This window comes from Bacillus sp. CZDM1, assembly GCF_055502545.1.
In genome coordinates, this window is sequence record NZ_JBUESO010000009.1 from 235,528 (window position 1) to 259,976 (window position 24,449).

28 protein-coding genes are annotated in these 24,449 nt (G+C 39.0%); 20 read left to right on the forward strand and 8 right to left on the reverse strand.

Annotated features, from left to right (window positions below; translation table 11 throughout):
* The first annotated feature begins 10 nt into the window (after positions 1-10).
* From argJ to ACY3XC_RS20760, 11 genes are all read left to right on the forward strand, one after another.
* On the forward strand, positions 11-1,237 hold the full coding sequence (argJ, locus tag ACY3XC_RS20710) for a bifunctional ornithine acetyltransferase/N-acetylglutamate synthase (RefSeq protein WP_464870246.1): 1,227 nt from the start codon (positions 11-13) through the stop codon (positions 1,235-1,237).
* An 11-nt stretch (positions 1,238-1,248) separates the two neighbouring features.
* A complete protein-coding gene (argB, locus tag ACY3XC_RS20715; protein ID WP_464870203.1) occupies positions 1,249-2,046 on the forward strand; it encodes an acetylglutamate kinase in 798 nt (265 codons plus the stop codon).
* Positions 2,046-3,245 carry an acetylornithine transaminase gene (locus ACY3XC_RS20720; protein ID WP_464870204.1) on the forward strand — a complete coding sequence of 400 codons (1,200 nt, stop codon included), beginning with the start codon at positions 2,046-2,048 and terminating at the stop codon, positions 3,243-3,245. Before argB ends, ACY3XC_RS20720 begins: the two co-directional genes overlap by 1 nt.
* Before the next feature lie 5 nt (positions 3,246-3,250).
* Positions 3,251-4,327 carry a carbamoyl phosphate synthase small subunit gene (locus ACY3XC_RS20725; RefSeq protein ID WP_464870247.1) on the forward strand — a complete coding sequence of 359 codons (1,077 nt, stop codon included), beginning with the start codon at positions 3,251-3,253 and terminating at the stop codon, positions 4,325-4,327.
* Positions 4,314-7,550, forward strand: a complete 3,237-nt coding sequence (gene carB / locus ACY3XC_RS20730) for a carbamoyl-phosphate synthase (glutamine-hydrolyzing) large subunit (RefSeq protein WP_464870205.1) — start codon at positions 4,314-4,316, stop codon at positions 7,548-7,550. Before ACY3XC_RS20725 ends, carB begins: the two co-directional genes overlap by 14 nt.
* Positions 7,534-8,511, forward strand: a complete 978-nt coding sequence (argF, locus tag ACY3XC_RS20735; RefSeq protein WP_464870206.1) for an ornithine carbamoyltransferase — start codon at positions 7,534-7,536, stop codon at positions 8,509-8,511. Before carB ends, argF begins: the two co-directional genes overlap by 17 nt.
* A gap of 77 nt (positions 8,512-8,588) precedes the next feature.
* Entirely contained in the window at positions 8,589-9,800 is a 1,212-nt protein-coding gene (locus ACY3XC_RS20740) for an argininosuccinate synthase (protein ID WP_464870207.1), read from the forward strand.
* A 63-nt stretch (positions 9,801-9,863) separates the two neighbouring features.
* Complete coding sequence (argH, locus tag ACY3XC_RS20745) at positions 9,864-11,240, forward strand: argininosuccinate lyase (protein WP_464870208.1); 1,377 nt, start codon at positions 9,864-9,866, stop codon at positions 11,238-11,240.
* A gap of 266 nt (positions 11,241-11,506) precedes the next feature.
* On the forward strand, positions 11,507-12,367 hold the full coding sequence (locus ACY3XC_RS20750) for a carbon-nitrogen hydrolase family protein (protein ID WP_464870209.1): 861 nt from the start codon (positions 11,507-11,509) through the stop codon (positions 12,365-12,367).
* Positions 12,368-13,057, forward strand: a complete 690-nt coding sequence (locus ACY3XC_RS20755; protein ID WP_464870210.1) for a GNAT family N-acetyltransferase — start codon at positions 12,368-12,370, stop codon at positions 13,055-13,057.
* 14 nt (positions 13,058-13,071) lie between these two features.
* The gene (locus ACY3XC_RS20760) at positions 13,072-13,740 is read left to right on the forward strand and encodes a GNAT family N-acetyltransferase (protein WP_464870212.1); all 669 of its coding nucleotides are present in this window, start codon (positions 13,072-13,074) and stop codon (positions 13,738-13,740) included.
* A gap of 349 nt (positions 13,741-14,089) precedes the next feature.
* On the opposite strand, the gene ACY3XC_RS20765 is transcribed toward ACY3XC_RS20760, so the two are convergent.
* Positions 14,090-14,278 carry a YfhD family protein gene (locus tag ACY3XC_RS20765; protein WP_464870213.1) on the reverse strand — a complete coding sequence of 63 codons (189 nt, stop codon included), beginning with the start codon at positions 14,276-14,278 and terminating at the stop codon, positions 14,090-14,092.
* A 142-nt stretch (positions 14,279-14,420) separates the two neighbouring features.
* On the reverse strand, positions 14,421-14,555 hold the full coding sequence (locus tag ACY3XC_RS20770; RefSeq protein WP_081825373.1) for a YfhE family protein: 135 nt from the start codon (positions 14,553-14,555) through the stop codon (positions 14,421-14,423).
* Between the two features lie 147 nt (positions 14,556-14,702).
* On the opposite strand from ACY3XC_RS20770, the gene recX reads away from it, so the two are divergent.
* Positions 14,703-15,512: a recombination regulator RecX gene (recX, locus tag ACY3XC_RS20775; protein WP_464870214.1), complete on the forward strand. Its 810-nt coding sequence runs from the start codon at positions 14,703-14,705 to the stop codon at positions 15,510-15,512.
* Positions 15,513-15,522: 10 nt separating this feature from the next.
* Here the strand turns inward: recX and ACY3XC_RS20780 are convergent, their stop codons facing one another.
* Positions 15,523-16,200 carry an SDR family NAD(P)-dependent oxidoreductase gene (locus tag ACY3XC_RS20780; protein WP_464870215.1) on the reverse strand — a complete coding sequence of 226 codons (678 nt, stop codon included), beginning with the start codon at positions 16,198-16,200 and terminating at the stop codon, positions 15,523-15,525.
* 85 nt (positions 16,201-16,285) lie between these two features.
* Between ACY3XC_RS20780 and ACY3XC_RS20785 the strand changes: the two genes are divergently transcribed.
* Entirely contained in the window at positions 16,286-16,609 is a 324-nt protein-coding gene (locus ACY3XC_RS20785; protein WP_464870216.1) for a YfhH family protein, read from the forward strand.
* Positions 16,610-16,659: 50 nt separating this feature from the next.
* On the opposite strand, the gene ACY3XC_RS20790 is transcribed toward ACY3XC_RS20785, so the two are convergent.
* Together ACY3XC_RS20790 and ACY3XC_RS20795 are read right to left on the reverse strand one after the other, a co-directional pair.
* On the reverse strand, positions 16,660-16,803 hold the full coding sequence (locus tag ACY3XC_RS20790; RefSeq protein WP_179161420.1) for a YpzG family protein: 144 nt from the start codon (positions 16,801-16,803) through the stop codon (positions 16,660-16,662).
* A 19-nt stretch (positions 16,804-16,822) separates the two neighbouring features.
* Complete coding sequence (locus tag ACY3XC_RS20795; protein WP_179161444.1) at positions 16,823-16,996, reverse strand: small, acid-soluble spore protein K; 174 nt, start codon at positions 16,994-16,996, stop codon at positions 16,823-16,825.
* 138 nt (positions 16,997-17,134) lie between these two features.
* Between ACY3XC_RS20795 and ACY3XC_RS20800 the strand changes: the two genes are divergently transcribed.
* On the forward strand, positions 17,135-17,404 hold the full coding sequence (locus ACY3XC_RS20800; RefSeq protein ID WP_464870217.1) for a YfhJ family protein: 270 nt from the start codon (positions 17,135-17,137) through the stop codon (positions 17,402-17,404).
* 35 nt (positions 17,405-17,439) lie between these two features.
* On the opposite strand, the gene ACY3XC_RS20805 is transcribed toward ACY3XC_RS20800, so the two are convergent.
* A complete protein-coding gene (locus tag ACY3XC_RS20805; protein ID WP_464870218.1) occupies positions 17,440-18,420 on the reverse strand; it encodes a metal-dependent hydrolase in 981 nt (326 codons plus the stop codon).
* Positions 18,421-18,541: 121 nt separating this feature from the next.
* On the opposite strand from ACY3XC_RS20805, the gene mutY reads away from it, so the two are divergent.
* Positions 18,542-19,636 carry an A/G-specific adenine glycosylase gene (mutY, locus tag ACY3XC_RS20810; protein ID WP_464870219.1) on the forward strand — a complete coding sequence of 365 codons (1,095 nt, stop codon included), beginning with the start codon at positions 18,542-18,544 and terminating at the stop codon, positions 19,634-19,636.
* A gap of 29 nt (positions 19,637-19,665) precedes the next feature.
* On the opposite strand, the gene ACY3XC_RS20815 is transcribed toward mutY, so the two are convergent.
* Positions 19,666-19,890 carry a hypothetical protein gene (locus ACY3XC_RS20815; RefSeq protein ID WP_464870220.1) on the reverse strand — a complete coding sequence of 75 codons (225 nt, stop codon included), beginning with the start codon at positions 19,888-19,890 and terminating at the stop codon, positions 19,666-19,668.
* A 110-nt stretch (positions 19,891-20,000) separates the two neighbouring features.
* On the opposite strand from ACY3XC_RS20815, the gene fabL reads away from it, so the two are divergent.
* The 5 genes from fabL to ACY3XC_RS20840 all read left to right on the forward strand — a co-directional run bounded on the left by fabL (position 20,001) and on the right by ACY3XC_RS20840 (position 24,157).
* Positions 20,001-20,750 carry an enoyl-[acyl-carrier-protein] reductase FabL gene (gene fabL, locus ACY3XC_RS20820; protein WP_464870221.1) on the forward strand — a complete coding sequence of 250 codons (750 nt, stop codon included), beginning with the start codon at positions 20,001-20,003 and terminating at the stop codon, positions 20,748-20,750.
* Between the two features lie 72 nt (positions 20,751-20,822).
* Positions 20,823-21,146, forward strand: coding sequence for a gamma-type small acid-soluble spore protein (locus ACY3XC_RS20825; protein WP_179161426.1), 324 nt, complete (start codon positions 20,823-20,825; stop codon positions 21,144-21,146).
* A gap of 146 nt (positions 21,147-21,292) precedes the next feature.
* A complete protein-coding gene (locus ACY3XC_RS20830) occupies positions 21,293-21,550 on the forward strand; it encodes a YgaB family protein (protein WP_090760403.1) in 258 nt (85 codons plus the stop codon).
* Positions 21,551-21,744: 194 nt separating this feature from the next.
* On the forward strand, positions 21,745-22,275 hold the full coding sequence (gene ntdP, locus ACY3XC_RS20835) for a nucleoside tri-diphosphate phosphatase (protein WP_179161427.1): 531 nt from the start codon (positions 21,745-21,747) through the stop codon (positions 22,273-22,275).
* 106 nt (positions 22,276-22,381) lie between these two features.
* Positions 22,382-24,157, forward strand: coding sequence for an ABC transporter ATP-binding protein (locus ACY3XC_RS20840; protein ID WP_464870222.1), 1,776 nt, complete (start codon positions 22,382-22,384; stop codon positions 24,155-24,157).
* A gap of 129 nt (positions 24,158-24,286) precedes the next feature.
* Here the strand turns inward: ACY3XC_RS20840 and ACY3XC_RS20845 are convergent, their stop codons facing one another.
* Entirely contained in the window at positions 24,287-24,445 is a 159-nt protein-coding gene (locus ACY3XC_RS20845; RefSeq protein WP_464870223.1) for a hypothetical protein, read from the reverse strand.
* Positions 24,446-24,449 lie beyond the last annotated feature (4 nt).

The window sequence follows — 24,449 nt, forward strand, 5'->3', positions numbered from 1 at the left end:
AATTAAATTGATACCAGCCATTTCAAATAAAGAGATTGTAGTTTTAGAAGAAGGAAGTGTCACTCTGCCGAAGGGGTTTGTGGCTGGGGGTATGCATTGCGGGATAAAAAGAAAACGTCTTGACCTTGGTTATATTGTATCAGAAGTTCCAGCATCGGTTGCTGGCGTGTATACAACAAACATTTTCCAAGCAGCTCCCCTTTTGGTTACTCAAGAGAGTATAGCAAAAGAGAATAAAATTCAGGCTATCATCGTCAATTCCGGTAATGCCAACGCCTGCACAGGGGAACAGGGATTGTTAGACGCTTTTGAAATGCAAAAAGGATTTGCCAACGAGTTAGGCATCGAGGAACACCTTGTTGCAGTTACTTCAACCGGAGTTATTGGTGAACTATTACCGATGGATAAAGTAAATACAGGGATAAATCAAATTCTTCAGACAAAATATGCAACAGAAGAAAATTTCAAGAATGCAATATTAACAACTGACACGTGTATTAAGCAGGTTGCTGTCCAAATGAAAATAGACGGAAAGACAGTCAGCATTGGCGGTGCGGCTAAAGGATCTGGGATGATTCACCCAAATATGGCAACCATGCTCGGTTTCGTCACATCAGACGCCAATATAGCGCATGAGGATTTGCTTTCTGCCCTTAAAGAAATAACAAATCAGACCTTCAACATGATTACGGTTGATGGAGATACAAGTACGAATGACATGGTTTTAGTCATGGCAAACGGGTTAGCAGGGAATGACCAGCTAACAAAAGATCACCCAGATTGGGATTTATTCAAAGCAGGCTTAAAGCTCGTAAGTGAAGAGCTTGCGAAAAAAATTGCAAGAGATGGTGAAGGAGCAACTAAGCTCGTTGAAGTTCAGGTAAACGGTGCATACAGCCATGAAGCAGCAAGAGCTGTAGGGAAATCAATTATCTCTTCTAACCTTGTAAAAACAGCTATTTACGGCACTGACCCGAACTGGGGAAGAATTGTTACAGCCATAGGATATTCAGGAATACCGGTTGAGCCTAATGCATTGAAAGTGGCAATTGGCCCTTACAAGGTATTTGAAAATGGCTTGCCTTGTTCATTTGTAGAAGAAGAAGTAAAAGAGTACTTAGAACTAGAAACCGTTAAAATTCTTGTTGAACTAAATCAAGGTGATGAAAGTGCAACGGCGTGGGGCTGCGATTTAACGTATGATTATGTGAAAATCAATGCTTCCTACCGCACCTAGTGGGAGGGTCTATGATGAACTATATAGTCATTAAGTGCGGCGGAAGTGTGTTAGAAAATCTCCCAAGGTCCTTTTATGAAGATGTGATTTCGCTTCATCAAATAGGGAAATGGACTCCGATTATTGTTCATGGCGGCGGTCCACTTATCAATAAATTATTAAAAAACTTAAACGTTGAAACCTCCTTTGTAAATGGACTAAGAGTAACCAATAATGAAGTGTTGGATATAGTAGAAATGGTGTTAAGCGGAACTGTGAATAAACAAGTTGTACGGAACATCATTGAAACAGGCGGAAGTTCATTCGGTGTCAGCGGGGTGGATGGGAGTTTATTAAAAGCCATTCCGACTTCAGATGAAAGTTTAGGTTTTGTAGGAGAAGTCGTTGAAGTGAATACTTCAGTTATCGAAGGTATCGTAAACCAAGGACATATACCTGTTGTTTCACCAATCGGGATTGGTGCAGATGGACAGCGTTATAATATAAACGGCGACGTTGCAGCAAGTGCGGTCGCCAAAGCACTGGGAGCAAATCTCTGTTTTATAAGTGATATTCCTGGTATCTTAGTCGAAAAAAATGGAGAAAAGTCTAAACTTGATAAGGTTACCAAAACAAAGGTGGAAGAACTGATTGAAGATAAAACTATCTACGGCGGGATGATTCCTAAGGTCAAAGCCGCAATCGATGGGTTAGTTCATAAAATTCCGATGGTCGGTATTATAGATGGATTTGAAAAAAATAGCCTGATAGATTACGTGAACGGCAAAAATATTGGAACAAAAATTGTTTTAGAAGAGGAGATTGCATAATGACCATTAACACTTCCGTTTCCCCTATTTCGTCAGTAATGGCTACGTATAGCCGCTTTCCTATTACGTTGGTTAAGGGGAAAGGAAGCTATGTATGGGACGATCAAGGGAAAAAGTATTTAGATTTTACTTCAGGCATTGCGACTTGCAACTTAGGCCATGTGCCGGATGTGGTTAAAGCAAAGCTTGAGGAGCAGCTGCAAAATCTTTGGCACTGTTCAAACCTTTACAACATTCCAAATCAGCAGGAGCTGGCGGCGCTGCTTACAGCCAATAGCTGTGGAGATCAGGTTTTCTTTTGCAATAGCGGAGCGGAAGCAAACGAGGCGGCCATTAAGCTGGCAAGAAGGTACGCACAGAAAGTAAAGGAAACAGATTCTTTCGAAGTCATTACCTTTCAGCAATCCTTTCACGGCAGAACATTGGCAACATTATCGGCCACAGGGCAGGAAAAAATCCAACAGGGATTTGCTCCATTAGTCAAAGGCTTTAGTTATCTGCCATTTAATGATATAGAAGCACTTGATCAGTTAAAAACGCTCCAGCCTGCAGCCATTTTACTAGAACTTGTCCAAGGTGAAGGCGGAGTCATTCCGGCAAATCCGGAATGGGTAAAGAAAATTGCAGAAATCTGTAAGGAGAAAGACATCCTTTTAATGGTTGATGAAATTCAAACAGGAATCGGCAGGACCGGCACACTGTTTGCATACGAACAATACGGTATTGAGCCGGATGTAATTAGTGTAGCAAAAGGTCTTGGATCAGGATTTCCAATTGGGGCAATCATTGCGAAAGAAAAGGCTGCAAAAGCATTCGAACCTGGTACTCACGGAAGTACCTTTGGCGGCAACCCATTAGCTACAGCAGCAGGAGTCGCAACTCTTTCCCATATCATTGAAAGTAATTTACTAAATCATGTTAATGAAATTTCAGAGTACTTTGATGAACTCTTAATGAAGTTTAAAGAAAAGTACAATTATATAGAAGAAATTAGGGGAAAAGGTCTCCTAAAAGGAATCGTTGTCGGAAACAAGGCTCCGCAAATTGTTCAAAAGGCAATTGAAAATCAACTGTTGATCCTAACAGCGGGACCAAATGTAGTAAGATTGCTGCCGCCATTAACGGCCACTAAAGAAGAAATGAATGAATTCACCCATGCATTGGAAAAAACATTCCAAGGTATAGAGAAAGGCGAGTGAGTGTTTTGGAACAAGGTTATCTTACTTTGGAAACAGGGGAAGTTTTTGAAGGAGTACTAATAGGTGCAAATAAGGATTCTATCGGAGAAGTTGTATTTAATACAAGTATGACTGGCTACCAGGAGATCATTACAGATCCTTCTTATGCAGGACAGCTCATAACATTCTGCTATCCAATTATCGGAAACTATGGAATCAATGCGATGGACGATGAATGTATTTCCCCTTCCTTAGCAGGTGTGGTGATTGGAGATTTATGTGAAACACCAAGCCATTACCAATCCATTAATAATTTCTCCGAAAAACTAATGCAGGCAGGCGTTCCAGGAATTGCAGGCGTGGACACAAGATTACTTGTCAAAACGATCCGAAGCCGCGGAACGGTAAAAGGATATTTAAGTAAGACTAAACAAGAAAATTTTGATGAAAACAAAACCATACCATTTTGGGTAGAGAAGGTTTCAACTAGAAAAATGCAATTTTTCAAAAATGAGGGACCACACGTTGTCCTAATCGATTTTGGATATAAAAAGTCGATACTGAATGCGTTACTCGATGAAAATTGTTCGGTTACCATCGTCCCTTTTAATACCTCTTTTGAAAAAATCAATGCCTTAAAGCCAGACGGTGTGCTATTAAGTAACGGGCCTGGAGATCCAATGGCCTTGAAACAATGGTTTCCAGAAATCAAAAAGATTACACAGCACTATCCGACTTTAGGTATCTGCTTAGGTCATCAGTTAATTGCACTAGCTTATGGAGCAAAAACAGAAAAACTTGCCTACGGACATCGAGGCGGCAATCATCCAGTAAAAGAATTAGCAACGGGTAAGGTAAAAATTACAGCACAAAATCATGGGTATGTTGTCGTTGATGAGAGCATTGATGCCCAGGTATTCCAAATCTCATACCGTAACGTGAATGATAAATCCATCGAAGGGTTAAAGCACCGACGCTTTCCGATTCAAACCGTTCAATTCCACCCGGAAGCACACCCAGGACCAAGTGACACCCAATACATTCTAGAAGAATTTGTTTATCAGATAAATTCCGTGGGAGATAAACGTTATGCCATTAAATAAAAACTTAAAAAAAGTATTAGTAATTGGATCAGGACCGATTGTAATCGGGCAGGCAGCAGAATTTGATTATGCGGGGACACAAGCCTGTATCGCTCTTAAAGAAGAGGGAATACAGGTAGTACTAATCAATAGTAATCCAGCGACGATTATGACGGACGAAACTGTTGCCGATAAGGTATATATCGAACCATTAAATGTAGAAACCATTGAAAAAATTATTCAAAAAGAAAAACCTGATGGAATTATTGGAACGTTAGGCGGTCAGACAGGTTTAAATCTAACGGTAGAACTCTATGAAAAAGGTATTCTCCAAAAATACAATGTAGCGTTGTTAGGAACCTCTGTAGAATCGATAAAAAATGGCGAAGACCGTGATCGTTTCCGCAGTTTAATGATAAAGATTGACGAACCGATTCCAGAATCTGCGATTATTCATACGTACGAAGAGGGTGTATCGTTCGTCAACGAAATAGGCTTCCCTGTTATTATTCGACCGGCCTACACACTTGGCGGACACGGCGGCGGCTTTGCTCATAATGCGGAGGAACTTGAAAATGTTCTGAAAAAGGGATTAACAGCCAGCCCAATCCACCAAGTTCTTGTTGAGAGAAGCATTAAAGGCTGGAAGGAAATTGAATACGAAGTCATAAGAGACGCTAATGACACATGTATCATTGTTTGTAATATGGAAAATATAGACCCTGTTGGCGTTCATACTGGTGACTCTATTGTTGTTGCTCCATCGCAAACCTTAACGGATGTTCAGTATCAAATGCTGCGGAACTCTTCTTTAAAAGTAATACGAGAGTTAGAGATTATCGGCGGCTGTAACATCCAGTTTGCTCTTAATCCAGAATCCAACCAATATTGCATTATTGAAGTAAACCCAAGGGTAAGCCGTTCTTCGGCATTAGCATCAAAGGCTACCGGTTATCCAATTGCTAGGACGGCAGCTAAATGTGCGGTTGGTTATCATTTAGATGAGATTGTAAACCCAATAACAGGTAACACCTTTGCATCCTTTGAACCTGCGATTGATTATATTGTTGTTAAGCTTCCACGATTTCCATTTGATAAATTTCCAGAAGCAGATCGTACATTAGGTACGCAAATGAAAGCAACTGGAGAAGTCATGGCGATTGACCGTACCTTTGAAGGCGCACTAAATAAAGCAATTCGTTCAATGGAATTAAATATATTTGGACTTTGTCTGGAATCAAATAAAAATATAGATAATGAGGTCTTATTTGAAAAACTTGAAAGACCAAATGACCAAAGGTTATTTATAATAGCAGAAGCATTCAGAAGAGGGATTTCCCTAGAGGAAATTAAACAGATAACAGAGATCGATTCATGGTTTTTAAATAAAATCAATTCGGTCGTTGACTTAGAAATGGAATTATCATCTTATGCATGGAGTGAAGTACCGCTTTCATTATTAAAAACAGCGAAGCGTCATAATATTTCCGATAAGTTACTTTCACAAATATACAGCATCGAGGAAAAGCAAGTAAGAAGTAAATGGAAAGAACTCAACTGGAAACCTGGCTACAAGATGGTTGATACCTGTTCTGCAGAGTTTGATGCCGTTACTCCTTATTACTACTCGACATGGCTTGGGGCGGATGAGGTAGAGGAAACAAACAGTAAAAAGATTCTTGTTCTTGGTTCAGGACCGATTCGGATTGGTCAAGGAATTGAATTTGATTACTGCTCTGTCCATGCTGCAAAAGCAATTAAGAAGATGGGCTATGAGGCAGTCGTCATCAACAATAACCCAGAAACAGTTAGTACAGATTACTCAGTCGCTGACCGCCTTTACTTTGAACCATTAACGGCTGAAGATGTTCTTACGGTTATTGAAAAAGAGAAGATTGAAGGCGTGTTAATCCAGTTTGGCGGGCAAACGGCAATTAATTTGGCTCATGACCTCGAAGAAGAGGGAGTAAAGATTTTAGGCACAACGGTAGAAAATGTCGACACTTTCGAGGATCGGAAAGAATTTTATCAGTTACTTGAAGGTTTAAACATCCCGCATATTGTAGGTGAGACCGTATCACATAAAGATGAATTGCTAGCAGCTGCAGCAAGTCTTGGTTATCCAGTATTGGTTCGTCCCTCCTATGTAATCGGCGGCCAATCGATGTTTACTATTTTTACAGAAGAAGAATTAAACTATTATATCACTCAGCTTGAAGAAAACTCTTCGCAGGATAAAATGTGGCCATTATTAGTAGACAGATATATTCCTGGATTAGAATGTGAAGTGGATGTCATTAGTGATGGTAAGAATGTAATCGTACCAGGAATCTTTGAACATATCGAAAGAGCTGGCGTACATTCTGGGGATAGTATTAGTGTTTTTCCACCTATTTCACTAGCGGATGAGGTTAAAGAAACATTAATTGATTATGCTGAAAAAATTGCCAAAACTTCTCCGATTATTGGTATTATGAATATCCAATTTGTGATTTATCAGAATCAAGTTCTTGTCTTAGAAGTAAATCCGCGTTCTTCACGTACGGTACCTATAATGAGCAAGGTTACAGGCATTCCAATGATTGAGTGGGCAGTAATGGCTCAGTTAGGAATATCATTGGATTCTCTATCGAATGAAACTGGTTTAGTAACAGAGCCTAAATACTATTCGGTTAAGGCACCTATTTTTTCAAGAAGTAAATTAAAGGGAGTCGACCACGTTCTTGGACCGGAAATGAAATCAACAGGTGAAGTGTTAGGTTTAGGAACAACCTTCCATGAAGCGCTCGAAAAGGCTTTCCCTGCAACAAGTGGTGAAACAGAGAACTATCTATTATGTTCGATATCTGACCGGGAAAAACCAGCCAGTCTTCCGATTCTCCAGCAGTTTGTGAATGAGAATTACAAGCTAATTGCAACAGAAGGGACAGCAAGATTCCTTCAGGAAAAAGGATTTACAATTAAAAAGGTTATTAAGGATAACGAAGATGTAAATGAACTTTTCAAAAATAATAGTATTCAAGCAGTAATTAATATACCGAACCAAGGTAGAAATAAAATTAAATTTGGTTTTTACATTCGTGAACAAGCGACTCGCTACAATGTACCGGTATTTACTCATCTTGATACAGTTGAGGCAATGATTAGCCTTCAGGCCCAATTGATTACACAATCAGAGGTAAGGACAGTAACGGAATATTACAATATAAAAGAGAGCGGTGTGGAACATGTCAAATGTGATTAAATGGAACGCAAAGGGAGTATTACCAAAGCCACAATTTAAAGGCAAGGATTTCTTAGCCTTGACCGATTTACAGACTGATGAAATTCTCTATCTTTTAGAGGAAGCGAAGGAATTAAAAAGTCTTCAAAAACAAGGAAAACCACATCCTTATTTGAGCGGAAAGGTTCTAGGGATGATTTTTGAGAAGGCTTCTACCCGTACTAGAGTTTCCTTTGAGGTAGGGATGCTTCAATTAGGGGGCCATGCGATTTTTTTAAGTCCAAAGGATCTCCAGCTTGGCAGAGGTGAAAGTATTTCGGATACAGCTAAAGTTTTATCACGATATATTGATTGTATGATGATTAGGACGTTTTCACATAGCACCGCTGAAGAACTAGCAGAGCATGCCACGGTACCGGTTGTTAACGGCTTAACAGATTTACATCATCCAGTACAAGTAATGGCGGACTTACTAACGATTCAAGAACACAAAGGGAAATTGGCAGGGTTAAAAATGTGTTATTTAGGGGATGGCAAAAATAATGTCACTCACTCATTAATAGAAGGTGCAGCAAAGGTTGGAATGCATATTTCGGTTGCCAGCCCGCCTGGATACTTACCTGATGGAAAGATAACAGAGAAAGCAATTGAATCTGCCAAATTAACAGGGAGCAAAATAACATTTACACATAATCCGGTAGAGGCTATCACGGATGCCGACATTGTCGTTACAGATGTTTGGACCAGTATGGGTCTGGAAGCAGAAACGGAAAAAAGATTGAAGGACTTTGCACCATATCAAGTAAATGCGGAAATTTGTCAGTACGCTAAACCAGATTATATCTTTTTACATTGCTTGCCAGCACACCGAGGAGAAGAAGTAACAGCAGAAATTATTGATGGTCCTCATTCAGTCGTGTTTGATGAAGCAGAGAATCGACTGCATGCGCAAAAGGCAATTTTAAAACTTTTACTAGAATAGTAGATTTTTTTGAAATTTAATGTATAATAATCCTATTGGTTGAATAATAATACATGCGAACAAGAGGAGAATATAAAATGGCTAAGGAAAAAATTGTTTTAGCATACTCAGGTGGACTTGATACTTCAGTTTCAGTTAAATGGATTCAGGAGAAATACGGATATGATGTCATTGCACTAGGTCTTGATGTTGGTGAGGGTAAAGATCTAGAAGCAATTAAACAAAAGGCATTGAATGTAGGAGCTGTTAAAGCTTACATGATCGATGCGAAAGAATTATTAGCTAAAGAATATATTTTGCCAGCTTTAAAGGCGAATTGTTTATATGAAGGGAAATACCCACTGTCATCAGCGTTATCTCGTCCATTAATTTCAAAATTATTGGTTGAAGTAGCTGAAAAAGAAGGAGCTGCAGCTGTTGCGCATGGCTGTACTGGTAAAGGAAATGACCAGGTTCGCTTTGAGGTTTCCATTCAAGCTTTAAATCCAAACCTGAAGGTTGTTGCACCAGTTCGTGAGTGGGGTATGACTCGTGATGAAGAAATTAAGTATGCTGAGGAAAATGGTATTCCAATTCCAGTAGATTTAGACAATCCATTCTCGATTGATGCTAATATCTGGGGACGTGCTTGTGAGGCAGGAGTTCTTGAAGATCCTTGGGCAGAGGCACCGGAAGCAGCATTTGATTGGACAGCACCAATCGAATTAACACCAGATCAAGCTGAGTATCTTGAAATTGAATTTGAGCAGGGTGTTCCAGTTGCACTAAATGGCGAGAAGCTGCCATTAGTGAAATTAATTGAAACTCTGAACGAACTTGGCGGCAAGCATGGCGTCGGTCGTATTGATCATATTGAAAATCGACTAGTAGGAATTAAATCTAGAGAAGTTTATGAAAATCCAGCAGCTTTAATTTTAATTAATGCACATAAGGAATTAGAATTCTTAACACTAACGCGTGAAGTAACACAGTTCAAAACCCAAGTAGAACAGCAAATGGCAAAAATCATCTACGAAGGTCTTTGGTATTCACCAATAAAACCAGCTCTCGATGCTTTTATTGATGAAACGCAAAAGGTTGTATCTGGGACTATCCGAGTGAAACTTCATAAAGGCAACCACACCGTTGTTGGTCGTAAGTCACCAAACAGCCTTTATAATGAAGAATTGGCAACCTATTCAAAAGGCGATGCCTTCGATCATAATGCGGCTGTTGGATTCATCAAAATTTGGGGTCTGCCAACAAAAGTATATTCAGAGGTAAATAATAAAGAAACGATAATGAAATAATAATTGGGTGCCCTCGAAACCTTTCGGGGGCAGCCGTATTTATTGCGTAAAGGAGAGCTATTGATGTCCAAATTATGGGGCGGAAGATTTACGAAAGAAACCAACAAGTTAGTCGAAGAATTTACGGCTTCAATTTCCTTTGATCAAAAGCTTGCCAAAGAGGATATTGCCGGCAGCATGGCACATGTTCAAATGTTAGGGGAATGTGGCATTATTCCCGCTGAGGATGCCGATAAAATTAAAGCAGGCCTGCTTGAAATTAAAAAGATGGTTGACAATAATGAAGTTGAGTTTTTAGTAGAAGATGAAGATATTCATATGAATATCGAGAAATTATTGATTGAAAAAATAGGTCCTGTCGGAGGCAAGCTTCATACTGGCCGTAGTCGAAATGACCAAGTGGCAACTGATATGCACCTTTACTTACGAACAAAGACAACGGAATTGATTAAATTACTTGAAGATGTTCAAAATTCTTTGCTTGTACAGGCAAAAGAGAATGTTAACACGTTAATCCCGGGGTATACCCATCTACAGCGTGCTCAGCCAGTCTCCTTCGCTCATCATGTCATGGCTTATTTCTGGATGTTTGAACGAGATAAAGAGAGATTGATTGATAGCTTAAAGCGTGTTAATTGGCTTCCACTTGGTTCTGGTGCCTTAGCAGGAACTACTTTTCCTATCAAACGTGAACGGGTGGCAGAGCTGCTCGGGTTTGAAACGATCTATCCAAACAGCATGGATGCAGTTAGTGACAGGGATTTTATTTTAGAATTCCTTTCGATTGGTTCCATCATCATGACTCATATTTCAAGAATATCGGAGGAGCTTGTGATTTGGTCAAGCCAAGAGTTTCAATTTGTTGAGCTCGATGATTCTTTTTGCACGGGATCCAGCATTATGCCGCAAAAGAAGAATCCAGATGTTCCTGAGTTGTTAAGAGGAAAGACTGGCCGTACTTTTGGTAATTTGATTGGCTTACTGACAGTCCTTAAGGGCTTGCCGCTAGCTTACAATAAGGATTTGCAAGAGGACAAGGAAGGGATGTTTGACACAGTGGAGACACTGGAAGGATCCCTTATGCTGTTAGCGCCAATGATTGAAAGTATGACTGTAAACAAAGATATCATGCGAAAAGCGATTAATAATGACTTCTCAAATGCAACGGATATTGCCGATTACTTGGTTAGAAAAGGTCTGCCATTTAGAGAGGCACATGAAGTCATCGGGAAGATTGTTTTATATGCGATTCAGAAGCAAAGGTTCTTACTTGATTTAAGCTTTGAAGAATACCAAGAGTTCAGTTCTTTATTTGAAGAGGATATTTATGAGGTATTATCACCAGAGCATGTAGTAGCCGTTCGAAATAGCTTCGGAGGGACATCACCAGAACAGGTGGTAAATCAAATCGAGCTTGCTGAAAGTAAACTAGGTAAATAATCGAAAACCACCTAAGGGTGGTTTTTGTCATTGTATGAGAGCCCGAGAATAACTAAAAAAGGAAAGAGCAGTCACTCATAGGGGCGATGAGGGCCCGATAATAGCTAAAAAGAGAAAGAGCGGTCACTCATAGGGGTTATGAGAGCCCGAGATTTCCTAAAAGAAGTATTGGCGGTCACTTATATAGCAAAGCTGCTTTTCATTTGTATTACTGTCGAAAATATTAGATAATTTCCTCATATGATTTTTTCTAAAGGAGGAAAACCATGAAAATACGTGTCTCAGTTGTTCAGTATCACTTACATACGATTCAGTCCTTTGAAGAATTTGCCGCACAATGCGAGCATTATATAAAAACGGCTGAGGAATTTGGAGCAGAGTTTGTTCTTTTCCCTGAGTTCTTCACCACACAGCTGCTATCGATAGGAAAGGGCCAAGGGCAGAGTCTGACTATCAATGACTTGCCAGGTTTCACTGACCAATACCGAGAATTATTTTCTAATTTTGCTAAACAAACCAACATGCACATTATTGCTGGAACACATGTGATTGAAAAGGGCGGCAAGCTATATAATACGGCTCATTTATTTTATCCCGATGGAAGGATTGGCGAACAGGCAAAGCTCCATATTACCCCTACAGAAGTGAACGAGTGGAACATGGAGAAAGGTGACAGCTTTCAAATTTTTGAAACAAGCAAAGGGAAAATTGCCTTGCTGACCTGCTATGACATTGAGTTCCCTGAAATCGTCCGGATGGCAAAGGCTAAAGGAGCTGATGTGATATTCTGTCCTTCATGTACAGACGACCGCCATGGCTTCCATCGTGTTCGTTACACTAGCCATGCACGTGCTGTTGAAAATCAGGTATATGTTGTTTTGACTGGAACTGTGGGGGCGCTGCCAACCGTCGATTTCATGCGTGCTAATTTCGGTCAGGCGGTAATCATAACGCCAAATGATATTCCGTTCCCTCCAAAAGGTATTCTTGTGGAAGGGGAACTGAACAACGATATGGTTGTGACAGCAGACCTTGATCTGGAGTTATTATATGAAGTTAGAGAACGAGGATCCGTAACAACCTGGCGCGATCGTCGGACAGATTTATATCCGGATTGGGAAAAATAAATGACAAAGGGTGGAGCTGCCTTGTATCATAGTGAATTTTATGTTTTTGACCAAGAAAAGCCAGTCCCTGTAGTCATTCGCAATTACACTCAAGTAGATTTTGATGAGCTCATTCAAATTCAGTCAGAATGCTTTCCACCTCCATTTCCGTCAGAGTTATGGTGGAATAAAGAGCAATTATCCAATCATGTTATGCGTTTTCCAGAGGGTGCTATATGTATTGAAGTGGGTGGTGTGTTAGCCGGTTCCCTTACAGGTCTTTGTGTCCACTTTGATTCTAACCAAATGGATCATACATGGGAAGAAATCACGGACCATGGATTCATTACAAATCATAATCCTAGTGGTAACACACTATACATTGTGGATATCAGTGTACGGCCAAAGTTCCGAAAGCTTGGTCTTGGAAAACTAATGATGCAGTCCATGTATCATGTAGTAATTCAGAAAAAACTTGAGAGGCTGCTGGGCGGCGGCAGAATGCCCGGGTATCATAAATTGGCTGATACGATGACACCTGAGCGGTATTTAAATAAAGTCCTAACAGGGGATATAAAAGATCCTGTTATTACCTTTTTGCTTCGTTGCGGAAGAGTGCCAATTGGCATTGTAGAAAATTACCTTGATGATGAAGAATCATGTCATTATGCAGCATTAATGGAGTGGAAAAATCCATTTTTAAAAGAATAGGGGAGTCTTAGCTAATGGAATATAAACGTATAACAAGTATTACAGATCCAAACTTTAAAAAACTGCATGATTTAATGAAAGATATTTTCCCGCCAGAGGAAGTATTAGAGTATGAATTATGGAAGGAACCTCTAGAAGATTCAGGTATTCGTGTATTTGTTGCTGTGGAAGGCAGTGAAGTTGCAGGGGCAACTGAGTACCGTTATTATCCTGATTGGAATATTGCGATGACAGATTTCACGATCATTAGTAAGCCTGGTCTTAGCCTAGGAAGATTCTTAGCACAGAACCGCTTAAAGGACTTGCAAAAGCTAGCTGCAGAAAACGGTAAAGAGCTTTTCGGTATGTTTGCTGAAATATATGATCCTTATCGGGTAGGCCATGAATTTGGCGGTGTGAAGGTTATGGATCCATATGTACGCCGCGAGGTTCTTTCACATTTAGGTTATAAACGAATTGATTTAGACTATGTACATCCATCTTGGGAGAATGATGGTGAGGCCGTTAAAGGACTCGATTTTTGCTTTATGCCAATGAACGATGAGTTAGAATCTATATCTGCGGCACTTGTAGCTGATTTTCTTACTACCTATTACGCCATTCTATCAAATAAGCCACAAGAATGGCTCGAAATGATTGAACAAATAAGAAGTAAGGAAACCATCTCCTTACTACCGCTTTAATCTTATTTATTCGGGAGTCTGTTATTACGGACTCTTATTTTTTTATTTTTATCTACAAACTTGTCCACAGTTCACAGGCTATTCATATTTCTAACGTTATTATGTTAAAAAACTGTGAAAGTAATTGTCATTAGAGTGGAACGGGAGTATAGTAAAGATGTAAAGGAGATAGTGAATATATTCACAATCGCCTATATCGTTTACCGGGTCCTATTGCCTAATGGCAGAAATCTCTCTATAGGACACGATGATTTAATCATTTTTCCCCCTTATATATTTGTAAAGAAGCAGGAATATCCTGCTTCTCTTTTTTTGCAGCAATAAAATGCTGCCTGTTTTTTTAAAAGGGTTATTTTCTACGCTTATTTGTAACGCGCTGGTTGGCTGCATTTGCTCGTGCCATTGCTTCAAGGTCTGCATGATCCGCAAATTCAGCAGAATACTCCACATCGTTTCCATCTGATTTCATGTTTTTAGGTACCTGTGGAAGAGATGCTTTATTTTTATCACGAGAATTATGTCCACGCGAACGGCTCATTAGTAAAAAACCCCTTTCAAAGTTAACTAAGTGAGAACAGAAAAGTTCCCACTAATAGCTTTTACTTATTTGAGGAGTTCATGAATGGAAAAAATTTTTATCTAGCTCAGTCGCCGACAAGCAGGCACCTTCCGCTTATTTCTTATAAACGAGTTTTTTTGTCATGGAAGCCGCCAGCACGGTCTGCCATTTTAAACTCACGCTGGTATGATACTTCCTGCATACTTGTAAGTGAATATTTTCCTCTATCCTTATCTTTTTTCTTCTTTTCTGCCATATTGCTCAGTCCTTTCAACATTTTATTTTGTTAATCGTTAAAAAGCTTATGGAAAAAATTAAGCACATTCTCCATTTTTACCTTTTCAGAACGGAATGATACTCCATTGTGGAAAAAATATGATAAAGTATTGGAGAGGTGAATGATATGGCTGTTATTACAAAAATCACCACACAGCAGAAAAATAAAGATCGCTTTAATATTTTTATGGACTATGGAAAAGGCGAGGAATATGCCTTTAGTGTCGATAGTGCTGTATTGATTCGATTTGAATTAAAAAAAGGGATGGAGATTGATGAATTTTCCATCTTAGAGATACAATTTCAAGACGATATCAGGAAGGCCTATAATCGTGCAGTTCATTATTTGGCAAGAAGAATGAGATCTGAAAAAGAGATAAAGGACTATCTTGCACAAAAGGAAATAGAAGAACCTATTATTAAAGAAGTTATTCATAAATTGGCTGCTCAAAAATATATTAATGATGAGGAATATGCCCTTTCATTTGTAAGAACCCAGATGAATACGACAGATAAAGGTCCAGACTTAATCCGTATGGAGTTAAAAGAGAGAGGCATCAATGAGGGGATAATCAAACAAGCAATAACGGAATACTCTTTAGAAGATCAAGTTGAAAAAGCCATTAAGGTGGCAGAAAAGTTAATCAAAAAGAGTTCAAAGGAATCTCAACGAATCGTTAAGCAAAAAGCAGAGCAATTCCTATTAAGAAAGGGCTACCCCTTCGATGTGATTCATCTGGCGCTAACAGAAGCAAATACGGATAAGGAACAAGATGAGGAAATGGAAGCCATAAGGTACCAAGGCGAAAAAACACATCGAAAATATAGTAATTTTACCGGTTTTGAATACAGCCAAAAAATGAAACAAGCTCTTTTCCGTAAAGGATTTTCAATGGATTTGATTGAAAGGTATTTAGAAGAAGTCGAAAAATCATGACGCAGATCCGTCATGATTTTTTACTTTCGATGATAATCTCATCTTGATCGAGTTGACTCATTATTATTTCGGCAACTTCTTTAGGTGAACGAAAACGGGAAGTGTCGGCAACGTGATTGCTATCTGCCCAAAATGGGGTATCCATTCCGCCCATATAAATGGCTTTAATTTTGATCGAGCTATTGTCGTACTCTTTTTGCAGGCTTTCCGTAAAGCCCCTAACAGCAAATTTACTTGCTACATAAACAGCTTCATTAACTTTTCCTCTTAAACCCGCTGTTGAAATGATATTTATCAACAGACCTTCACCTTGTTCTTGCAGTAAAGGTAATACAGCTTTTGTCATTAGTATCGTTCCGAGAACATTCGTGTTAAGCATTTCGCTGATTTCGTTCTCCGTTATGTTAACAAAAGGTCCGAAATGACCAACACCGGCATTATTAACCAAACCAACAATTCTGTGATTTTTGCTTATTTCTTTTATCTTTATAAAAATATCTGTTTCTTTTTGAACATCAAGAACAATGAAATCCGCTGCACCGCCAGCTCGTTCGATTACGGTTTTTACAGCTGAAAGTTTATCCACAGCCCTTCCCATCATGAAGACATGATAACCCTGCTGCGAAAATAATATGGATAATTCCTTACCCAATCCAGAACCTGCTCCGGTAACAATGATGGTTTTCACTGAAATCTCTCCTTCAACCTTTATTATTTACATAAAAATAACTATACTAAAATAAGAGGAAAAACGAAAATGGGAGTGGACTTAAATGCAACAGGAAAAACGATATAGTACGATGTCTGAGCATGAATTAAAGCAGGAAATTGCCCAATTATTAGAAAAGGGGAGGAAAGCAGAGCAAATGGGAATGGTCAGTGAATATGCTGTATTAGAAAGAAAAGCAGCGATGGCTAGGGCCTATTTATTAGATCCTACTGCATTTAAACCTGGTGAAATTTATGAGCTTGAAGGCGACCCTGGGGAATATTTTAAGATAGACTATATGAATGGTGTATTTGCCTGGGGATACCGATTAAAGGGAGATGGCAAAGAAGAAGCACTGCCAATATCGATGTTAAAATGGTTAAAATAGAAAAAAGACAAACCAGAGAGTAATATCTCTGGTTTATCTTTTTTGAGCAGTTAGGCTTGCTTCCGGGTTTGGCGTTTTAAAATGATCAGGTCTTGGGATTGTTGGGTTTCACCATTTATTTGTGAATGAGCATGCTTTGATTTAGCCCAAGGGGTTGTAAATGGCTTGCCTTCATGATTTTTCTGGTTTCCCATAATTAAAACCTCCCAAATTTTAGAAATACTCAGGTGTATCATTTTCACGCTCACCAGAAGCACGCATACGCTCCTGTGGATGGGTGTTGATCGTTCCGTCGGCCCGTCTGGAAGCATATTCTGCTTTCGCTCGTGGCTCTCCCTCTAACTTGTTGTTATTTTGGTTCGGGAAATTCCTTGCTTTATTTCTCACCATGTTGGTACCTCCATCGAAAGGGAATGAGAAACCGTGAAAAGCAAAGTGTCTTCACACCAGTGCTTATCACGTAATAATAGTATTCGATATTTAGCTTAAGGTTATGTTATAAGAAATTGGCAATGAGGTGAATGTATGAACGATTACCATGAAAGATTAGCAAAGCTGTTGTTAGAAAAAAACGAATTGCTCTCCTACAATCAAGCCCGGACCTGGGTTGAGTTAATGTGGGAGGACTTTGAAACCACCGCTGCTAAGGCAGGAAGAGATTATCTTGGCAGTGAAATGACAGAAAGAATTGTCACGCAATGGATTCAGAATTACGGCGGGAGACTCCATGATTTTGTTGCCAAAAATCCAAAATATAAAGACTTCCTCATTCAAGACAAGAATTCATTGAATTAAAAAGGCGAGCGACTATTAGTCACTCGCCTTTAACATTAACTGGGGATAATACTGAGTTTTTTCCTTAATTTACTTTCGCTGAACACCCAGCCAGTATAGGAACTAATTGGATTTAACTCTAAATCTAACTGCACGACTGCAACGAACGGATAATGCCCATTACTGCGGTACCTCAAGTCAATAAATCGAACTTCGTAATAGTCATCGTACTCATCTAATTCCCATCGATAAACAGGCGAGAATGACAGGAAGGCAGCTAGGTTTTTATCCTTTTTAGCAGCTTCGAGCACAGGTGTTTCCGGTACGGGCACTCGCTTAAAACGGTCTAGTATCTCAACATTCGTTCCTGCCGCCCTGCCGACAAAGAACTCACCTTCATTCATCGCAGCTATTCTCCAAAGATGATACTTCATAGTTGGTGCAATAATGATTTCTGTTGCGTCTGGAATTAATTTCTTAACCGCTGCCTTTACTTTACCTTGAGCGTAAAACCGGAGGAGGTAATATCCAAATAACACAACAAACATCGTTAAAAATGTATAACCGGGGTCTGCACCAAAAACCCAAATAATAATGGCGACTACGTGTATTCCAAAGATAATCGGGTCAAAGGTATTGATTACTCCAAGCGCGACCCATTTTGATGTGAAGGGTCTAAGAGCCTGCGTACCATAGGCGTTAAAAATGTCTACAAACACATGAATAAACACCGCGGCAAATGTCCATCCCCAAAGGTGGAGGAGATTTGCATTAGGGAAAAAAGGATATATCACTGCTAAAAGAATAAGAGGCCATAAAAGTACAGCTGGAATTGAGTGGGTGACACCTCGATGATTACGAATATAGATGGCATTATTTCTTAACTTTAATACGGTATCAATATCAGGTATTTGTGAGCCTGCAATGGTAGCAATTAATACACTCGTTGCCGTTACAGAGCTCCCAGCTACTACAGGATCAAGAGTCGCAAGACCGCCAAGGGCAATTCCCATTACAACATGAGTTCCAGTATCCAAAAGGAAAATTCCTCCTCTAATAAAATCTTGTCAAATTGAACAATTTCGCTTATGGTTAAAAAATGCTTATTATTATATTCCCTTATTTCTTTTTGTTTAACAGGCTGGAGGCATTTTAGTAATGGTAAATGAGTTGAAAAATATAGAAAAAATCTCAATAGAAAATTTTCAAGAGGATTTAATCTCCTGGTTTAAAGCCGAACAACGCGAATTGCCATGGAGAAAAGACCAAGACCCTTATAAAGTATGGGTTTCGGAAATCATGCTGCAGCAAACAAGAGTCGATACGGTTATTCCTTATTTTAATCGATTTATTGAATGGTTTCCAACAATAGAAGACCTTGCGAAAGCAAATGATGATAAAGTTCTAAAAGCCTGGGAAGGACTAGGTTATTATTCGCGAGTAAGAAATTTACATTCTGCTGTAAAAGAAGTAAACGAAAAATACGATGGTCAGGTACCAAATACTCCAAAAGAAATTTCAAACCTTAAGGGGGTTGGTCCCTACACGGCTGGCGCAATTTTAAGTATTGCCTATGGTATACCTGAACCCGCGGTGGATGGTAATGTCATGAGGGTTTTATCACGTATCCTCTCGATTTGGGAGGATATTGCAAAGCCATCTACTAGGAAGGTATTTGAACATGCTGTTAGAAAGCTAATCTCCCATGATGATCCTTCTGCGTTTAATCAGGCTTTAATGGAACTAGGTGCATTAATTTGCACTCCAACATCACCTTCATGTTTACTCTGCCCTGTTCGTGATCATTGTCAGGGATTTCATGAGGGAGTAGAATCCGTACTTCCTATTAAGACGAAAAAGAACTCACAAAAAAATGTTGAGCTTGCAGCAATTATTGTGAAAAATGAAATGGGAAAAGTTTTAATTCATAAACGTCCTGAAACTGGACTATTAGCAAATTTATGGGAGTTTCCAAATGTTGAAATTCATCAACCGTTACTGATGGATCGTACCCAAATCACTGATCTTTTCAAAGATACCTTTGATATGAATATTATGCTTGAAAAGGGTATTGGTCAAATAGAACACATTTTTTCCCATTTAATCTGGAATATCCGTGTATTTACAGGAACAATTAGTTCCGATTTTTCAGAAGATGATGGATGGAAATTTATTTCATTAGATGAAATGGAAGACTATGCATTTCCTGTTTCTTTCCAAAAGATGCTGAAGTTGTATAAAGAAAATATTTAAAAAAGAACGCCTGAGGGCGTTCTCCTTTATTAATCATAACTAGTTTTTGTGCCATGTGTATAATCTGCTTCTTGCCGCTTTATCCCGCCGCGATTTTCAATTTCTTCAATGATTTCACGATGAATCGTTACGCCTTCACTATTTAAGTAGGGTGCTATTTGCTGCAATGAGTGGTGAAAGAAGGCTAGTTCGCTGTCCCTCCATTCGGCTTTGGAGACCATAGAAAGTTCTGTCATATCCCGTCCTACATACATAATCTTCTTCCTTTCTCAATTAATAGCCTTAGGTTTTGTAATCAATTGTCTTCTATACATTAAAACGCTAAAATGAATAGAAAACTTGTTTATGAAGGGAATTAGAGTATATGACACAAAAAGTAGCACTTATAACAGGCAGCAGCAGGGGAATAGGGAAGGCGACAGCCTTAAGGCTTGCTCAAGCAGGGTATGATATTGTCATCAACTATGCAAGAAGTAAAAGCTCTGCACTTCAAGTAGCTGAAGAAATTGAAGCACTGGGAAGAAAAGTTTTAGTGGTAAAAGCAAATGTTGGCGATGTAAGTAAAATTAAGGCAATGTTTCAACAAATTGAGGAAGAATTTGGCAGATTAGATATTTTTGTAAATAATGCTGCCTCTGGAGTTCAGCGCCCAATAATGGAACTAGAAGAAAGTCACTGGGATTGGACATTAAATATTAACAGTAAGGCATTATTATTCTGTGCTCAGGAAGCAGCAAAGTTAATGGAGAAAAATGGCGGAGGCAAGATTGTCAGCATCAGTTCTTTAGGGTCTATTCGTTATTTAGAAAATTACACCGTAGTAGGTGTTTCTAAAGCCGCATTAGAAGCCTTAACGAGGTATTTAGCAGTTGAGTTAGCAGCTAAAAATATTGTTGTAAATGCGGTCTCTGGAGGAGCTGTCGATACAGAAGCGTTAACGCATTTTCCAAACCGCGAGGAGCTTCTTCAGGAGGCCAAGGAGAAAACTCCAGCAGGGCGAATGGTGGAAATTGAGGACATGGTTAATTGCGTTATGTTCCTATTATCAGAAGAATCCAGCATGATTAGAGGACAAACGATAATTGTTGATGGCGGAATTTCCTTACTGGTTTAAAAAAATTTTTTAAAAAATTATTAGGATAATCTCCACGAAGCGGGACATATTAATTTCGTGGAGGTGATTAACATGGCAAACAATCAACAACCAAACAAAACTTCTGCTGGAACAAACATCCAAGAGGTTAGACAACAAAACGCTCAATCTCAAGGCGGTGCAGGTTCAGCAGGTCAATTTGGAACTGAATTCGCCAGCCAAACAGATGCTGCAGAAGTAAGAAGACAAAATCAGCAATCTCAAGCTGGACAAGGTTCTGCTGGAGCTGCTGGTTCAGCAGGCCAATTTGGAACTGAATTCGCTAGTCAAACAGATGCTGCACAAGTGAGAAAGCAAAACCAACAATCTCAAGCTAATAAAGGCCAAGGAAACTCAGGTCAATTTGGTCAAAGCTAAAGTAGTAAGAAGAAGGCACCCTAAGTCGAAGGGTGCCTTCTTTTTGTTTTCGACAAAACTTCTCTTTAGTCTACATAAGTAGTCAAAGGATAAATCTGTTTATTAAAGAATACATATTAGGAAGTAAAAATAAGGCGGTGTGGTATATGGATCATTTTAACCGTTTAGTATCTGAGCAGATGATGACAATGGAAAAATTACTATACCTTCAAGGTGAGCTTGAGCGGTGTCAAGAAATTGAAGAGCAACTACAGACCCTGCAAAATGAAACGGAGTTAGAGAGTGTCCAATTTGATATTAATCAAATGAAAAAAGAGTTAAAAGAGATTCAGGAAATCTTTGAAAAACAAACGGAGGAAGTTATCCAATCCTATCGTGAAACTGATTTGGAGCCGTCAATTTAGGTCAAAAATCAAAAAAAGATTGAAAAATATGCAAATTTTTTCAAAGAGTCATTGAATTCAATGGCTCTTTTGTTTTAAATTCTTTACTCAACCGTTATAATAATAAGAAATAGTAAATGAACTTTGTTGCCATTTGTCGTTTAATTGCAGGAAGAAAGGTTACAAAGCGTTTAGGAAGGAAGTAGGGGAGAATCATGGGCGTACCCATCGAAGGTGAACCAATACAAATACATAGCTATAAACACAATGGGCACATCCATCGCGTCTGGGATGAAACTACCGTTTTAAAGGGATCGCAAAATCTGGTAATTGGCGGGAATGATCGCACAATTGTAACGGAGTCAGATGGAAGAACATGGATTACAAGAGAACCAGCGATTTGTTATTTTCATTCACAGTATTGGTTTAACATTATTGGAATGATTCGTGAAGATGGTATTTATTACTATTGTAATCTCAGCTCACCATTTATATTTGATGGTGAAGCAGTTAAATATATTGATTATGATCTTGATATTAAGGTATTCCCTGATATGACGTTTAATTTGTTAGACGAAGATGAGTATGAACGCCACCGACGTGAGATGAAGTATCCTGAGGTTATTGACCAAATCCTGAAAAGAAATGTAGAAAAGCTAATTCACTGGATTCGGCAGCGTAAAGGACCTTTTGCGCCAGATTTTATTGATATCTGGTATGAGCGTTATTTAACATACAGACGATAATGGAAGAATGTTCGGAAAGATGATGAAGGCATCTACACGTATAGTAGCTGTCTTCATCATCTTTCCCTGTTCTTATTAATGTGACAGCAGGAAAGAGGGGCCAATCTTGAGCAGTGTTCGCAGATATCTCGAATTTGTTAAGCCATATCGCCTTCAAATTATAGGGACGATTATTATTGGGGTTTTAAAATTCGCCATCCCGCTTATGATACCCATGCTCATTAAGTATGTAGTGGATGATATTATTGGGGCAAGTGGTCTAACAAATGATGAGAAATTAAATAAATTACTAATCATAATGGGAATTATGATTGTTGTTTTTGTCGTCGTAAGGCCGCCGATTGAGTATTATCGTCAATATTTCGCGCAATGGACTTCAAGTAAAATTCTTTACGATATCCGTGATCGGATGTATACACATATCCAGAAACTCAGCTTTAAGTATTATGCCAATACACGGTCAGGAGAAGTTATTTCACGCGTTATTAATGATGTTGAGCAGACGAAAACATTTGTTATTACTGGTCTTATGAATCTTTGGCTTGATATCGCAACGATTATTATTGCAATCATTATTATGTTTTATATGAATGTGAGTCTTACTTTTGTATCCATCTTGCTATTCCCGCTTTATGCTATTTCTATAAAGTACTTTTTTGGTAATCTTCGTAAGCTCACCCGTTCGCGCTCACAAGCACTTGCAGAGGTACAAAGCTATTTACATGAACGGGTTCAAGGAATGCCAGTGATTAAAAGCTTTGCAATTGAAGAGTTTGAACAAAAGCAGTTTGACAAACAAAATAAAAACTTTTTAGATAAGGCATTAGAGCACACGAGCTGGAATGCAAAGGCATTTGCTGCCGTTAACACAATTACCGATATCGCACCTTTGCTCGTTATCGGATACTCAGCTTACCTTGTTATTCAAGGAAGTTTAACGCTGGGAACAATGATTGCGTTTTTTGCGTACATTGATAAATTGTACAATCCGTTAAGAAGGCTTGTGAATTCTTCCACAACCCTGACCCAGTCATTCGCCTCGATGGATCGGGTGTTTGAATTCCTTGATGTGAAATATGACATTGTCGATGCTCCCAATGCGGTTGATTGTAAGGATGTGAAGGGGGACATTACGTTTGATCATGTTCAATTTACATACAATGAATCAGAGGAAATGATACTGAAGAATATCAATCTTGAAGTGAAAAAAGGTGAGACGATTGCCCTTGTTGGGATGAGCGGAGGGGGAAAGTCGACACTTGTCAGCCTGATTCCTCGTTTCTACGATGTCACGGAAGGAAAAATTCTCTTAGATGGAGTAGATATCCGTCATTTTAATGTTCAGTCCTTACGGGACAAAATTGGAGTAGTGTTTCAAGACAATATCTTATTTAGTGAATCTGTAAAGAACAATATCTTATTAGGTAAACCTTGCGCAAGTGATGAAGAGGTTTATCAAGCTGCCAAAGCGGCCAATGCGCATGATTTTATCGTGAATCTAGCAAATGGGTATGATACGAAGGTCGGCGAAAGAGGCGTAAAGCTTTCAGGCGGTCAAAAGCAAAGAGTGGCCATCGCCCGCGTATTTTTAAGGAATCCGCCGATTTTAATATTAGATGAGGCAACATCAGCTCTTGATTTAGAGAGTGAACACCTGATCCAAGAAGCGCTTGATAAGCTGGCGAAGGATCGGACGACGTTTGTTGTAGCCCACCGATTATCGACCATTACCCACGCTGATCGAATTGTCTTAATCGAACATGGGAAAATTGTCGAAGTGGGCAAACATGATGAATTAATGGAGAAACAAGGCAATTATTACAAATTATTTCAAGTTCAGCAGCTTGAACAGCATAAAGAAAAAAAACCGCTGGAAGCATAGATATAAACAGCAAGAAATGACGTATGGAATTGCATACGTCATTTTTTATTAAGGCTAATTTCATACGAGATGGATTTGCTGGTAAATACTCGATTTTGGCAGGTAGAATAGTTAATCTCAAATGGTTTTTTAATCGCGGATTGCTCCTGCCTCTCGGGAAGTCATTGCACCTTGTCCTTCACTTACATCTTTTTGAATTTCTTGTTTTACTTTTTGTGCATCAGTGCCAGCAAATTCTGGTTTCATAATAGTACCCAAATTCTCTTTAGCTCGTTGATCCTGTTGCATAAAG